The following is a 14,322-nucleotide window of genomic DNA, read 5'->3' as shown; positions in this document are numbered from 1 at the left end:
GCTCGGGCAGATGCCGCCAGGCGCTCCACGCGACGCCACCGAGCAGTTCGCCGGATGCCGGCCCGGCTGCTGCCCAGGCGCCGCCGGGTCGGCCCCATGGATGTCGCCGGGCGCTCCACGCGACGCCATCGAGCGCTCCGCCGAGTGCCGCCGCCCCGGGGGCTCCCCGATGCCGCCCGCCGGTAGCTCCACGGGTGACACCGGGTGCCGCGTAGGGATGCCCCCCGAGCACTCCGCGAGGTGCCGCCGCCCCGAGTGCTCCCGGCTGCCTCCCAGTAACCCCACAAGTGACGCCGGGTGCCCCGTGAGATGCCCCGCCGAGCGCTCCGCGAAGTGCTGCGCGGCGCGCACGATCACCGGGTGGGGTGGGCGCTGCACGCGGTGCCGCAGCCGGGCGTCAGGCGTTTTCCGGGCCCTCGTCGCCGGTCGCGCCCGCGCCCCCGTAGCCGCACCTCTGGTACAGCCTCGCGTTCTTGCGGGGCGCTTGGGTGCCGGCGATCGACAGGGAGCCCGGTGTCGCTGACGGTGCGTCGGGTAGCCAGCGCTGGTCGGGGGAGCCGTCGCGTACCTTGACGACGAGGTCGGCGCCCGCGGTGTCGGCGGACGTGGCCAGCGCGAGGGTGTTGTCCCAGCGGGGCAGCAACGCGCCCTGCGCGGTGGGGTCGTAGCGCACGTCGTCGGCCCTCGGGGAGCCGGTGTCGGCGCAGGTGCCGAGGATGACCACTCCGGCATCGGCGTGCGAGTCCAGGCACAGCTCCGAGTCCGCCGCGCTGCGCAGGCGACCGTCGGGCTCGTACGTCCACTGCTGGGTGGACGCGGACGAGCAGACGGCGAGGACCGCCTCCGCCCCGGCCTTCGGGGTGCCCTTGATGTCCAGGCACAGGTCTGCGCCGGCGTTGCGCAGCCGGGTGGGGCGCCCGGCGGCGGGCAGTGCCGCGGTGCCGGGCGCGGTGGCGGTCGCGGGCGGGGACTGGCCAGCCGCGGTGCCGGGGGCGGCGCTGGTGGAGGCGACCGGATCGGTGCCGTCGCCGCCGTCCGGCCACACGCTGATCGCGAGGACGGTGGCCAGCAGTCCGGCCGAGGCCACCCCGACGCCGGTGAGCAGCGTCCTGGACGACCAGCCGGCTCCGGTCAGCAGCGTCCTCGACGACCAGCCGGTGCCGGGCGGTCCGGGGTCGCCGCCGTGCCGCCGGGCGCGGGACAGCGGGAGCCGGCGCTCGCCGCGCCGCCGGGTGACGGGCAGGGCGGCGCGGGCGAGCAGGCCCGGCTTGTCGCCGCCGCGCCGGCGTCCGCCGGACCGCCGGGAACCGCCGCGGCTGCGGGCGGCGCCGGGCCGGCGGCCGGGGCGTGAGTCGAGGTAGCGGCGGGCGCCCCAGCCGAGGACGGCCTCGGCGAGCAGCACACCGGGCGCGGCGTCGGCGTGGCCGAGTTGCTCGGCGGCGTGCCGGCAGTAGGCGCAGCCGGACAGATGCTCCTGGACGTCGGGCAGCAGGGCGCCGCCGCGGCGGATCGGGACGTCGAGCAGGCGGTTGAAGTAGCGGCATTCCTTGCCCGGCGCGAGTTCCCGGTGGGCGCGTACCAGGCCCTCCCGGAATTTCTCCCGCGCCTGTTCCAGGGCGGCCGCCGCGCTCTCGACGTCCAGGCCGAGCAGTGCGGCGGGAACGGTGATCGGCTCGGCCTCGACCTCGATGTGCCACAGCAGCGCCTGTTCCAGCCGGGGAAGGGCGTGGAACGAGTGGTCGGAGAGCACACGGTTTTCCGGTATCAGGGTCTTCGCCGCGCGCATGCCGCGGCCCCCGGCGGGTTTCCCCAGTCCGGGCAGTACGGCGGTGATCCGGTCGGTGCCGGACCAGTTGACGACCGTGTCCCGGACCGCGACGAGCAGCCGGGGCCGCAGCGCGTCGGCGCCTTCGCCGAGCGCGAGCCGGCCGAGGACCTGGTGGAAGGCGGTGGCGGTGACCATGTGGGCGAGCGGCCCGGTCAGGGCGAGGCAGACGACCGCGTAGTCGTGGGCCGGCTGCCAGTGCCGGGCCATCAGCAGGGCGGTGGACCGGGAGGCCTCCGCGTCGGAACCGGCCCGCAGCGGACCGGCGAGCGACTCGTCGGACTCCTCGGGTTCCCCGCCGGGCGGCGGATAGGGCGGACGAGGGGGGTGGGGGGTGGGCACTGAGCGGATTCCTTTGGTGCGACGTGCGTCGATGCGTGGCTTGGCGACGCGCGGGGAGGGAATGGGTCGGCGCTTGTGCCGGTGACGTTCCGCAACTGCCGGAAGAATCCCGGACTTTACCCCCGCACGGTCGTTTCAACCCTTGCACAACTTCCACACGAGCAACAAGGCGGCCGCCGACATCGGCCGTTTTGAAGGAAAGTCAGAAAGCGGGGCCGCCGCGCGCCGCTGTGCAGGGGCTTTCGGCATTTTCATGCGCCCCGTGTGAAGCGCGCGCACACGGCGGCGGGCCCGCGCACGCTTCCGGGGTGTGCGGCCCGGTAGTGGACTGGGCCTGGCCTCCTCGAAAAAGGCCCCGCGCGGTGGAGGTCCCCGGCTCGAGCGAGGAACGAGAGCCGGGGCAGGCTCTCCGCGCGAACACGGCCGCCGGCCCCGTTCCTCCCGCCCTCGGCCGGCGGCCCGCCCCTCCCTGCTCCGGCCGGCGGCCCCGGCGGCTTCCCCCGCCGGCCGGGGCGGGACGGGTTCCGCGCGGGCCGGCTCAGATCTGCCAGGAGCGCAGCCGGTCGGCGGCGCCGTACACGTCGGTCTTGCCGGAGATCAGATCGCGGGTGAGGTCGACCAGGGCGCCGTAGGGCGGGTCGATGCCGACGCCGCTGACGAACATGTAGGCCACGGCGGTCGCGCAGGCGAAGCGGGCGTTGGCGGCGGGCAGCGGCTTGAGCACGGCGAGGGTGTGCAGCAGGGCGGCGGCCCGCCAGGCGGGGTCGGAGTCCACGCCGAGCCGGGGCGGATCCACGCGGTGCCGTGCGACGGCGGCGACCAGCGCGGAGAAGTCGTCGACGGCGGGCTGGTCGGGCAGGACCTCCTCGTGGCGCTGGAGCAGCCAGGGGACGTCGATGTGGATGACGGAGGGCATGCGTCAGGCGGCCTCGTCCTTCGCGGGGGGCTCGTCGTCGGGGAAGGCCGCGGCGAACTCCTCGGCGTGGGCGGCGAAGAACTGGCGGAAGGCCGCGGCGCCCTCCTGCAGGGCCCGGTGCCGGGCTATGTCCGCGGCCGCGGCCTCGCGCACGAGGGCCTTCATCGACGTACCCCGCTCCTTGGCGATCTGCCGCAGGTCCTCGAGTTCCCGGTCGCTGAACTCCACGTTGAGAGCTGGCATGTCCCTCACGGTACCGCGCGGGTACTCAGCCGTAAATACCTCCAGGTCAAAGCCACTTTTCGCCGGTACCTGCGGGCCGCGAGAGCCAGGTCCGGATCCCGCCGGTCGCCGGGCGCGCGACGCGGCAGACTCGGCAGTACGGCATGGACCGGCGACGAGACAGAAGGAGCCACCCATGAACACCAGCACCGTCCACACCGTCCATCCCAGCCCGCTGGGCGACCTGCTGCTGACCGGCGCGGTCTCGCCGGACGGCCTGACGCTCACCTCGCTCGGCATGCCGGGGCAGCGGGGCGCGCCCGCCGTACGCCCCCAGGACCGCGACGACGCGCCGTTCGCCGAGGCGCACCGGCAGCTGGACGCCTACTTCGCGGGCCGCGGGACCCGGTTCACACTGCCGCTCGCCGCCACCGGCACCCCGTTCCAGCGGGCGGTGTGGCGGGCCGTCGAGGACATCCCCTACGGCACGACGGCCACGTACGGCGAGCTGGCCGCCCGGCTCGGCGTGCCGCGCGCCGAGCTGCGCGCCGTGGGCCGGGTGCTCGGCGCCAACCCCCTGCTGCTCGTCCGCCCCTGCCACCGGGTGATCGGCGCGGACGGCACGATGCGCGGGTACGCGGGCGGAGTCGAGCGCAAGCGGTGGCTGCTCACGCACGAGGGCGCGCTGCAGCCGGCCCTGATGTGAGCGAGGCCGTAGCCCCTGGGTGAGCGAGGCCGTGCGTCACACGTCCAGCCTGCTGATGCGCACGGCTCCCTTCACCTCGCCCGGGTAGGCGCTGGTGAGGGTCAGCCGGAGCCGGGAGCCGCGGACCGGGTCGAAGGTGATCACGGTCGGGCTGTCCGAGGCCGTGGCCCACTCGACCTTCGCGCCCCTGACCGGCACGTAGGCGCGGCCGTCCCACACCGCGACCTCGGCCTTCGCGGGCAGGGCGTGGGTGGTGTCCACGGTGAAGGACGCCGCGACCCGGTCGAAGGTGCGGGGGCGTCCGAAGTCGACGGACACCCAGTCCTCGGCGCGCGCCCCGTTGAACGCGGGCAGCAGCGCGGTGGCGGACTTGGCGAAGGCGTTGGACCAGCCGGTGGCCGGGTCGCCGTCGAGCATGGCGGCGGGCAGGGTGTCCGGGCGTCCGGAGTAACTGGCGTCCGCGTGCGGGTGGTCGACGGGCGCCGGATGGTCGGGCTGGAAGGCGGCCGCCGGGGTGCGGGCGGCGTCGCCCACCGGGGTGGTGGGCACACTCGCCGTGCCGGTGCGCAGGCCGTCCACCCGCGCGGTGACGGTCAGCCGGCCCGGCTTGTTCCCCGCGCGCACGATGGCGAGGGCCTTGCCGTGGAAGGCGGTGCGGGTGCTCGCCTGGTAGCGCTCGGCGCTCTCCTCCCGGCCGTTGTCGACCCCGGCGAGAGAGCCGCCGGTGACGTCGAAGGCGATGAGGTGCTCGGCGTCGGGCACCACGGTGCCGTGCGCGTCGACGATCTCGGCGGTGACGAAGACGAGCGAACGGCCGTCCGCGGGCAGGGACTTGCGGTCCGCGATGAGACGTACGGCGTGCGCGGCGCCCGCTGTGCGCAGGACGTCGGTGGCGACCGTCTTCCCGTCCCGCCGGGCCACCGCCTTCAGCTCGCCCGGCTGGTAGGGCACTTTCCAGGTGAGGTGCAGCTTGCCGGCGCTGCCGTTGGGGCTGGTGTAGCTGCCCGGGTAGGGGCCGTCGGTGAAGGTCTTGTCGTCGCCGGTGGCCTCGGTGGTCTCCAGGTAGGAGCGGCCGTCGGTGGTCCGCTTGACGTCGAACTCCCGTACGCCCAGGGACTTTCCGTTGAGGAACAGCTCGACGGTGGGCACGTTGGCGTACGCCCACACCTCGACGGTGTCGCCCTCCTCGTGGTTCCAGCTCATCGGCAGCAGATGGACCATGGGTTCGGCCGTCCACTGGCTCGCGAACAGGTGGTACATGTCCTTCGGGAAGCCGGCCGTGTCCACCGCGCCGAAGAAGGACGCCTTCACCGGGAAGACGTTGTACGGCGTGGGCTCGCCGATGTAGTCGATGCCGGACCACAGGAACTGCCCGGCGAACCACTTGCGGTCCCGGTCCTTCTTGTGGCCGTACTCGCCGCTCATGGTCCAGGAGGCGAGGTTGTTGTCGTACGAGGAGGTCGCGCGCTTGCCGGGGGTGTGGTTCTCACCGGTGTTGAGGTGCTCCGGCTCCTGGTAGGTGCCGCGGGTGGAGGTCTCCGAGGAGGACTCCGACTCGAACAGGAACAGGTGCGGATAGGCCGCGTGCAGCGCGTCCACCGACTTGGCGGTGTTGTAGTTCAGGCCGAGGCCGTCCAGCTTGGCGAGCATCAGGTCGGCCGCCGATCCCTTCTTGGGCACGCCGCGGTACTTGTCGGAGCCGATGACGAGCGGGCGGGTGTCGTCGGCCGCCTTGATCGCGCCGATGATCCGGTCGGCCATGGCGAGCCCGGCGGTGGAGGTGGAGTCGGGGATCTCGTTGCCGATGGACCACAGCACCACGGCGGGCGAGTTGCGGGCGGCCAGCACCATCTCGGTGGCGTCCTTCTCGCACCACTCGTCGAAGAACCGGCCGTAGTCGTAGGTGGTCTTGCCGGTGCGCCAGCAGTCGAAGGCCTCCACCATCATCACGATGCCCAGCTCCTCGCAGACCTGGATCATCTGCGGCGAGGGCGGGTTGTGCGAGGTGCGCAGGGCGTTGACGCCCATCGACTTCATGATGGTCATCTGTCTGCGGACCGCGTCGATGCTGATCGCGGCGCCGAGCGCGCCCTGGTCGTGGTGCAGGTCGACGCCCTTGATCTTGGTGTACGCGCCGTTGAGGGAGAAGCCCTCGTCGGGGTCGAAGCGGTAGGTGCGGATGCCGAAGGGCGTGCGGACGGTGTCGGTGGTGCGGCCCGCGACGCGCAGCTCGGTGTGCAGGGTGTAGCGGTGCCCGGGGGTGGTGACGTCCCACAGCCGGGGCTCCGGGACGGTGAGTTCGTGGATCTCGGTGGCCCGGTCGGAGACGGCGGCCGTGGTGGCCGTACGGGCGACCGTGCGGCCGTCGGGGCCGGTGATCCGGGAGAGGATCTGCACGTCGGCGCCCGTGCCGGACTCGTTCAGCACCGTCGTCGCCACCCGGACCAGCGCACGGTCGGCGGAGACCTCCGGCGTGGTGACGCAGGTGCCCCAGCGCGCGACGTGCACGGGTTCGGTGATCACGAGCCGCGCCTCGCGGTAGATGCCGCTGCCGGAGTACCAGCGGCTGCTCGGCAGCTGGTTCTGGACCTTCACCGCGAGCACGTTGGGGGTCGTGCCGTCGGTGTGCACCAGGCCGGTGAGGTCGAGGGAGAACCCGGTGTAGCCGTAGGGGTGGCGGCCGGCCTGCGTGCCGTTGCAGTAGACGTAGGAGTCCATGTAGACGCCGTCGAACTCCACCGAGACGCGCTTGCCCGCGTACGCCTTCGGCAGGGTGAAGGCGAGCCGGTACCAGCCGAGGCCGCCCGGAAGGAAGCCGGTGCCGCCGGTGGTGCCGTGGTCGGTGGTGGGGGTCTGCTCGATCGACCAGTCGTGCGGGACGGCCACCTCGCGCCAGGCCGAGTCGTCGTACCCGGGGTCGGCGGCCTGCGCGTAGGCGCCGGTCGGGTCGGTGATGCCGCCCGGGTTCACCAGCGCGAACCGCCAGCCGTCGCGCAGGGGCACGGTATGGCGGCCGCCGGAGTCCGCGGACGCCTCGGCGGCGTCGGCGGCCGGGGCGGCGGTGATGTTCAGCAGCGCTCCGGCCGCGGGGGTCGCGGTGGCGGCGACGAGTACCGATCGGCGCGTGACCGTCATGGCGGCTCTCTCTCATCAGGGCCCAGAAGTACTCAGAACTGATCGTGACCAAACAGATTCTGACGGGCTGCCACACGCGATCGTCAAGGGTCCGGAACCCTGCGACCGCCCCGGCGGGCACATCGTCCGGATTTCCCCCTTGACCGTGTTCGACCGACCGGCCAAGCGCACGCCGGCCGAGGTGCCCAGGAGCACCCGAGGCCGGGCGGGCGGGCGCGGGACGAGGTTCACAGCAGTCCCCGAAGCACTAGGCTGGAACACGAGAGGTGCCACCTGTTCACTGTGAGTGTGCGCTTGGGAGCGGCGACGATGAGCCGGGTCTATCCGTTCGACGACGCGGCGACGGCCCGGGCTGTCATCGACGAGGACGGAACGCTGGTCGAGTGGAACGAGGGCGCCACACGCCTGCTCGGCCACCCGGCTCAGACCGTGCTGGGCCGCCCCGCCGCCCGGCTCCTGGCCGGGGAGGACGCCCCGGCCCCGCCCACCGGCCCGCGCTGGCAGGGCACGGTCGGACTGCGCCACCGTGACGGCCGTACGGTCCCGGTCTGGCTGCTCGCCCACCGCCGGTCGGCGTCCGACGGACACGGCGGCAGTTGGCTCGTGGTCACCCCGCTCACCGGCGCACGGCCGCCCGCCGACCACGACCCGCTCGCCGAGGCGGGCCTGATCCAGTCGCCGTGCGCGGTCGCCGTGTACGACGCCGAGCTGCGGCTGCGCCGGATGAACGACGCGATGGCCGAGGTCGTCGGCCTGCCCGAGGAGCGCCTGCGCGGGCTGCGGCTCGCGGAGATCGGCGGCGAGCCGCAGAGCGACGAAGTGGAGCAGGGCATGCTCCAGGTGCTGGCCACCGGCAGCCCGCTGGACGTCCAGACCCGCATGCACGCGCACACCGCCGGCGAGGACCGCACGCACGCCTGGCTCGCCCGGATGACCCCGGTCCGGGACGCCCAGGGGCGGGTGCGCGGGGTGGCCGTGGCCGCGCACGACGTCACCGACAACCTCCGTGCCAAACAGCGGCTGCAGCTGGTGAACGAGGCGAGCGTGCGCGTCGGCAGCACGCTGGACGTGACCCGTACGGCACAGGAGCTGGCTCAGGTGTGCGTGCCCGTGCTCGCCGACTTCGTCACCATCGACCTGCTGGACCCGCAGGACCACGGCGGCGAGCCCCCGGCCCGCCTCACGGCGCCGGTCACCCTGCGCCGGGCGGCCCACCAGTCGGTCCTGGACGGGGTGCCGGAGGCGGTGGTGAAGCCCGGGCAGACCGAGGAGTACCCGGCCGGCTCGCCCCAGGCCGACGCGCTGACCGCCGGCCACTCGATCCTCGCCTCGGCGGCCGCGGGCGACATGCAGCCCTGGCTCACCTGGAACGACGCGCGGGCCGAGCAGGTGCGCCGGTTCGGCATCCACTCCTCGATGTCGGTCCCCATCCTGGCCCGCGGGCTCACCCTCGGGGTCGCGGTGCTCACCCGCCACCGCCGTCCGGACTCCTTCACCGCGGACGACCGGCTGCTCGCCGAGGAGATCACCACCCGGGCCGCCGTGTGCATCGACAACGCCCGCCGCTACTCCCGGGAACGGGAGACCGCGCTCGCCCTCCAGCGCAGCCTGCTGCCCCGCACGCTCCCCCGCACGGTCGCGCTGGAGGCCTCCTCCCGCTATCTTCCGGCCGCACGGGCCGGGGTGGGCGGCGACTGGTTCGACGTGATCCCGCTGTCCGGGATGCGGGTCGCGATGGTCGTCGGGGACGTCGTGGGGCACGGCGTCGAGGCCTCGGCCACCATGGGCCGGCTGCGGACGGCCGTGCGCACCCTCGCCGACATCGACCTCGCCCCGGACGAACTGCTCACGCACCTGGACGACCTGGTGGTCCGCCTCTCGGAGGAGTCCGGCGTGGACGCGGGCCCCGGCGAGGTCGGCGCGACCTGCCTGTACGCCGTCTACGACCCGGTGTCACGGCGCTGCACCGTGGCCCGCGCCGGGCATCCGCCGCCCGTGGTGCTGCGGCCGGGCTGCGCGCCCCAGGCGCTCGACATGCCCGCCGGTCCACCGCTGGGCCTGGGCGGACTGCCCTTCGAGTCCACCGAGCTGGATCTGCCCGAGGGCACCGTCCTCGCGCTGTACACGGACGGGCTGGTGTGGGCCCGGGACCGGGACCCGGAGACCGGCCGGGAGATGCTGTACGACGCGCTAGGCACCGCCGCGGACTCCCTGGACCAGACCTGCGACCGCGTCCTGGCCACCCTGCTGCCGCCGGGCGGCTCCGTGGACGACGTGGCACTGCTGCTCGCCCGCACCCAGGGCGTGCCCGCCGCGCAGGTGGCGACCTGGGACATCCCGGCCGACCCGGCGCTGGTCGCGCCGATCCGCAAGCAGGTCGTGCAGCAGCTGGACGCCTGGGGGCTGAGCGAGGCCGCGTTCACGGCGGAGCTGGTCGTCAGCGAACTGGTCACCAACGCCATCCGGTACGGCTCGCACCCCATCCGGCTGCGGCTGATCCACGACGCGACCACGCTGATCTGCGAGGTGTCCGACACCAGCCACACCGCCCCGCATCTGCGCCGCGCCAAGGTCTTCGACGAGGGCGGCCGCGGGCTGCTCCTGGTCGCCCAGCTCACCCAGCGCTGGGGCAGCCGGCACACCACCGAGGGCAAGACGATCTGGGCGGAACTGCCGCTGTTCGAGGCGGACCAGTAGGGGGGAGCGGCACGGCGGAGCGGCTCCACGCGCCGGGTCTCCGCTGGCGCTACGGCCGCGGCGGGCGTGTGCTGGTGCCATGGGACACCGGGCCGGCCGTGACGCGTCCCGGCGACGACGGGCCGGGGCCTTCACGGCGGTCTCGATCGCGCTGTTCTGCATCCAGGTCGACTTCTTCGCGCTCAACCTGGCGATCCCCGGCATCACCCAGGACCTCGGTGTGACGGTGTCCGCCGCCCAGTGGACCCTGTCCGCCTACATGCTCGCCCTCGGCTGCTTCTTCATCGTCGGCGGACGCCTGGGAGACCTCTTCGGCCGCCGGCCCGTCCTGCTGGCCGGTCTCGCCCTGTTCGCGCTCGCGTCGGTGGGCTGCGCGCTCGCCCCCACGCTCGGCGTCCTCGTCGCGGCCCGGGTGCTGCAGGGCGTCGGCGCGGCGCTGGTCTTCCCCGTGGCGGTGTCCGTCGTCACCGACGCCTTCTCCGGGAGCACCCGGTCCAGGGCGCTCGGTGCGGCGTTCGGCATCGCCAACGTGGGCACGGCGCTCGGGCCGTTCGTCGGCGGCGGCTTCACCGACGGGCCCGGCTGGCGGTGGATCTTCTGGCTGCTGGCGCCCTTGAGCGGGCTCTCCCTGGCGCTCGCCCTGCGGCACGTCCCCGACTCCCGCGACGAGACCGCCCCGCGCCGGATCGACCTGCCGGGCTGCCTGGCGGTCGTGACCGGCCTCGCCGCGCTGACGCTGGCCGTCGAGCGCGGCGGCGGCTGGGGCTGGTACCGGCCCCGCACCCTCGGGGTGCTCGCCGTCGCCGTCCTGGCCGGTGTGCTCTTCGTGCGGCGGGAGCGGACGAGCCCGCATCCGCTGGTCGACCTGCGCCTGTTCCGCAATCCGCGCTTCGACCTGGTCACGGCCCAGGGCGCGGTGTGCAACATGGCCTACGCCGTCACCGTCCTGCTCGCCACCCTGCAACTCCAGCAGGTGCGCGGCCTGTCCGCGCTGAGCGCGGGCGTCGTCTTCCTCGCACCGGCGCTCACGGTCGCCTGCAGCGGCCCGCTCGGCGCCTGGCTGTCGGCGCGGCTGCGGCCCACCACCGTCATGATCCTCGCGGGAGTCGCCGCGGGCACCGGCATGATCGGGCTGAGCCTGGTCTGGGCGTGGTGGTGGTACCTGCCCGTCTTCACCTGGTGCGCCCTCGGTCTCGGGCTCGGCTATACATTCGCCAGTGTCGCCACGCAGCAGGTGGTGTCGCCCGCCCGGGCCGGAGAGGCGTCGGGCGTCGTCCTCACCGTGCTGGTGACCCTCGGCGGGGTGGCGCTGGCCGCGGCGGCCGCCGCGATCAGCGCGCTCACGCCCCGCGTCGGCCCCGAGGCGGCCTACGACACCGTCCTGCGCACCGGCGGCGTGCTCGTCCTGGTGACCTGCGCCGTGGTGGCGGTCGTCCACCGCCACCCGGCGGCACACGACCGCCCGCCCGCCACCGTCGGCGGTGCCGGGGCCCTGCGTGCCGGACCGGGGAAGAGGTGAGCCCCGCCCTGCCCTGTGCGGCGGTGGTCGTGCCGGTCCCGCGCCGGATGGGACCCGCCCCGCGGCAGGCTGCTCAGCCGCCCGCCAGCCAGGGGCGCACCTGCTTGCGGGCCTCGTGCAGGCGCGACTTCAGGGTGCCGAGGGGGATGCCGACGCGTTCGGCGGCCTCGGCGTAGTCCAGCTGGCAGATGTCCCGGTAGACCAGCGGCGCGACCAGGTGCGGATGGGTCCGCTCCAGCCGGTCCAGCGCCTCCAGCAGGTCCACCCGGGAGCCCGCGATGACGCTGGTGGTGCGCGGGTCGACGGCGTACGAGGGCTCGATGGCGGCCGGCTGCTCGGCGGCCCGCCGCTTCAGCTCGCGGTACTTCTGCCGGCAGCAGTTGGCGACCACCGTGTACAGCCAGGTGCTGAAGCGGCTGCGGCCCTCGAAGCGGGAGATGTGCCGGGCCACCTGGAGCAGCACGTCCTGCGCGGCCTCCTCGGCGTCCTCCCGGCACGGCAGGAAGCGCCCGCAGCGGCGCACCACCTCGGGCCGGATCTGGGTGAGCAGCCGGTCCAGGGCCGCGCTGTCGCCGGCGGCGGCCCGCCGGGCGAGGTCTTCCGTCAGCGCCTGGTCCAGCACCAGGGTCCCCCTTCGAGTCGATCTCAGGCCAGGCATGATAGTCCTATGCACTCCCCAGGGCGGATCGGCCGCTACCGCCTCGAACGGCCGCTGGGCACCGGCGCCTTCGCCACGGTGTGGCTCGCCCACGACGACGAGCTCCAGGCCCCGGTCGCGGTGAAGGTCCTCGCCGACAACTGGGCGCACCGGCTCGACATCCGGGACCGCTTCCTGTCCGAGGCCCGGCTGCTGCGCCGGGCCGGCTCCAGCCGGGTGGTGCAGGTCTACGACATCGGTGAACTCCCCGACGGCAGGCCGTACTTCGTGATGGAGTACGCCGCCGGCGGCACCCTCGCCGACCTGCTGGCCGGCGGACCGCTGCCGGTGGGGCACGCGCTGGCGCTGACGGCGGAGGCCGCCCGGGCCGCCGCCGCGCTGCACGAGGCGGGGATCGTGCACCGGGACATCAAGCCGACCAATGTGCTGCTGCACACCGCCCCGGACGGCACCCGGCGGGTGCTGCTGGCCGACCTGGGGCTCGCCAAGAGCCTCGCGCAGGCCTCGGTGCTGACGCTGGCCGCGGGCTCGGCGGGCTATCAGCCGCCGGAGCAGGCCCAGCCCGGCGAGGGCATAGACGAGCGGGCCGACGTCTACAGCCTGGGCGCGGTGGGCTACGAGCTGGTCACCGGGAGCGTGCCGGGCCCGCCCGGCAGGGTCGTACCGCCGCGGCGGCTGCGGCCGGACCTCGGCGAGGCCGTGGAGCGGGCGCTGCTGCGGGCACTGGAGCCGGACCGGGCGCGCCGCTGGCCGGGCGCGCAGGCGTTCGCCGACGAGCTGGACCGGCTGGCGGCGGGGGCGCCGGCGCCCCGGCCGGGGCGCCGGCTGGACGGTGTGCGCGGCCGGCTGAACGCGCTGACGCTGTCGCTGGCCGCGGTCACCGCCGCCGTGGTGGCCGCGGCGGTGGTGACCGTGCTCCTCCGCCCCGGCGGCTCCCCGGACCAGGTGCGGGTGACGGACTCGACCGGGCGGGTGGCGGTCGAGGTGCCGGCGGGTTTCGGCCGCGAGCTGCGCGACTCCGGCTGGGACCCGGGCGCGCTGGGGCTCGCCAAGGGCCACGAACCGGGCCTGGTGGTCGCCGACGACCTGAGCCGGTGGCCCGACCTGGGCGCGGCGGTGGACGGCGTCTTCGCCGGCCTGAGCGAGCACGGCGACGTCACCGCGAGGGTGAAGGCCCTCACCCACACCGGCTGCCGCTACTCCGGCAGCCGTACCTTCTCCGACACCCGATGGCGCGGCCTGGTGCGGGCCTGGAGCGGCTGCCCGGACGGCGGCTCGGTCACCGAGTCCGCGCTGCGCCCGGCGGACGGCGCGGCGCAGCCGCAGGTGTACGTGCAGGTGCGCCAGCGGGGCGACGGCGACGCCACCGAGCGGATACTCCGTTCGCTGAGCGGGTCCTGACGGGCGGCTGCGGAGGGTCACGGCGGGGAAGAGAATCCCTGTGTGTGCCGAACTTTTCCGGCGTCGCGCGCATCGGAGGTGTGTGGACGGCGCACTCGGCGCCATGAGGCACGCGGTCCGTCGCGTGCCGTGACCATCCAGGAGTGTGGAGCGACATGGTGTACACACCCCGGTCCGCGCGGCACGGGGCCCTGCTCGTGGGCACGGTCGCCGTGCTGGGCCTCCTGACCGCCTGCGGCAACGGCAAGGACGTCCACAGCAACCCACCGATCACGGCCTCCGGTACGGCGGCGCCGGCGACGGGCACCACGAAGACCCCGGGGTCCTCCGGGTCCGCCACGTCGGCCGCGTCCGCCGCGCCCAGCGGCGCCGTCTCGCCCTCCGCGCCGAAGGGGACCACCCCCTCGGCGAGCGGCGGCGGTACGACCGCGGCGGCGACGAGCGCCCGCTGCCACACCTCCGAGCTGCGCGCCTCGGTGGGCCGCAACGACCCGGGCGCCGGCCAGGAGAACTTCCCGGTCGTCCTCACCAACAGGTCCGGCCGGACCTGCACCGTGCGCGGCTTCCCGGGCGCGGCGTTCGTGAGCGCCTCCGGCACGCAGCTCGGCGCGGACCCCAAGCGTGAGTCGGGCTCCCCTACGACGATCACGCTCAGGCCGGGGCAGAGCGCCTGGGCCGGGCTGACCTTCTCCAACCCCGGCGTCAGCGGCGCCAGGACGGCCACCCCGGCCGCGCTGCTGGTCACCCCGCCGGACGAGCGCGACTCGCTGAAGGTCGCCTGGACGGGCGGAGCGGTGCCCGTCTCCGGGAACTCCTCGTCCGTCTTCCTGTCGGTGTTCAGCCCCGGCACGGCTCCCTGACCCGTTCCCGGCACACACCGAGAACCCCGCTGCCGCACTCC

The 14,322-nt window shown here is 74.5% G+C and carries 10 protein-coding genes; 5 read left to right on the top strand and 5 right to left on the bottom strand.

What is annotated here, in order from left to right; translation table 11 throughout:
• Window positions 1–397 precede the first annotated feature (397 nt).
• The 3 genes from AB0950_RS27320 to AB0950_RS27310 form a co-directional block, all read right to left on the bottom strand.
• On the bottom strand, window positions 398–2,167 hold the full coding sequence (locus tag AB0950_RS27320) for an RICIN domain-containing protein (RefSeq protein WP_366779611.1): 1,770 nt from the start codon (window positions 2,165–2,167) through the stop codon (window positions 398–400).
• 538 nt (window positions 2,168–2,705) lie between these two features.
• Window positions 2,706–3,083: a toxin Doc gene (locus AB0950_RS27315; RefSeq protein WP_360148727.1), complete on the bottom strand. Its 378-nt coding sequence runs from the start codon at window positions 3,081–3,083 to the stop codon at window positions 2,706–2,708.
• Between the two features lie 3 nt (window positions 3,084–3,086).
• Entirely contained in the window at window positions 3,087–3,326 is a 240-nt protein-coding gene (locus AB0950_RS27310; protein ID WP_330336371.1) for a hypothetical protein, read from the bottom strand.
• A 175-nt stretch (window positions 3,327–3,501) separates the two neighbouring features.
• Between AB0950_RS27310 and AB0950_RS27305 the strand changes: the two genes are divergently transcribed.
• On the top strand, window positions 3,502–4,011 hold the full coding sequence (locus AB0950_RS27305) for a methylated-DNA--[protein]-cysteine S-methyltransferase (RefSeq protein ID WP_360148731.1): 510 nt from the start codon (window positions 3,502–3,504) through the stop codon (window positions 4,009–4,011).
• 36 nt (window positions 4,012–4,047) lie between these two features.
• On the opposite strand, the gene AB0950_RS27300 is transcribed toward AB0950_RS27305, so the two are convergent.
• Window positions 4,048–7,146 carry a glycoside hydrolase family 2 TIM barrel-domain containing protein gene (locus tag AB0950_RS27300; protein WP_366779610.1) on the bottom strand — a complete coding sequence of 1,033 codons (3,099 nt, stop codon included), beginning with the start codon at window positions 7,144–7,146 and terminating at the stop codon, window positions 4,048–4,050.
• A gap of 309 nt (window positions 7,147–7,455) precedes the next feature.
• Between AB0950_RS27300 and AB0950_RS27295 the strand changes: the two genes are divergently transcribed.
• Entirely contained in the window at window positions 7,456–9,843 is a 2,388-nt protein-coding gene (locus tag AB0950_RS27295; protein WP_366779609.1) for a SpoIIE family protein phosphatase, read from the top strand.
• Between the two features lie 79 nt (window positions 9,844–9,922).
• Window positions 9,923–11,362 carry an MFS transporter gene (locus AB0950_RS27290; protein WP_366779608.1) on the top strand — a complete coding sequence of 480 codons (1,440 nt, stop codon included), beginning with the start codon at window positions 9,923–9,925 and terminating at the stop codon, window positions 11,360–11,362.
• Window positions 11,363–11,435: 73 nt separating this feature from the next.
• On the opposite strand, the gene AB0950_RS27285 is transcribed toward AB0950_RS27290, so the two are convergent.
• Window positions 11,436–11,984, bottom strand: coding sequence for an RNA polymerase sigma factor (locus AB0950_RS27285; protein WP_360574509.1), 549 nt, complete (start codon window positions 11,982–11,984; stop codon window positions 11,436–11,438).
• 45 nt (window positions 11,985–12,029) lie between these two features.
• On the opposite strand from AB0950_RS27285, the gene AB0950_RS27280 reads away from it, so the two are divergent.
• Both AB0950_RS27280 and AB0950_RS27275 read left to right on the top strand, forming a co-directional pair.
• The gene (locus AB0950_RS27280; protein WP_360148747.1) at window positions 12,030–13,421 is read left to right on the top strand and encodes a serine/threonine-protein kinase; all 1,392 of its coding nucleotides are present in this window, start codon (window positions 12,030–12,032) and stop codon (window positions 13,419–13,421) included.
• Window positions 13,422–13,576: 155 nt separating this feature from the next.
• The gene (locus AB0950_RS27275; RefSeq protein WP_360148750.1) at window positions 13,577–14,281 is read left to right on the top strand and encodes a DUF4232 domain-containing protein; all 705 of its coding nucleotides are present in this window, start codon (window positions 13,577–13,579) and stop codon (window positions 14,279–14,281) included.
• Window positions 14,282–14,322 lie beyond the last annotated feature (41 nt).

It is taken from the genome of Streptomyces sp. NPDC007189 (assembly GCF_040703635.1).
GTDB lineage: Bacteria > Actinomycetota > Actinomycetes > Streptomycetales > Streptomycetaceae > Streptomyces.
The sequence above is the reverse complement of the archived record's forward strand: the minus strand, read 5'-3'. Positions and strand labels throughout refer to the sequence as shown.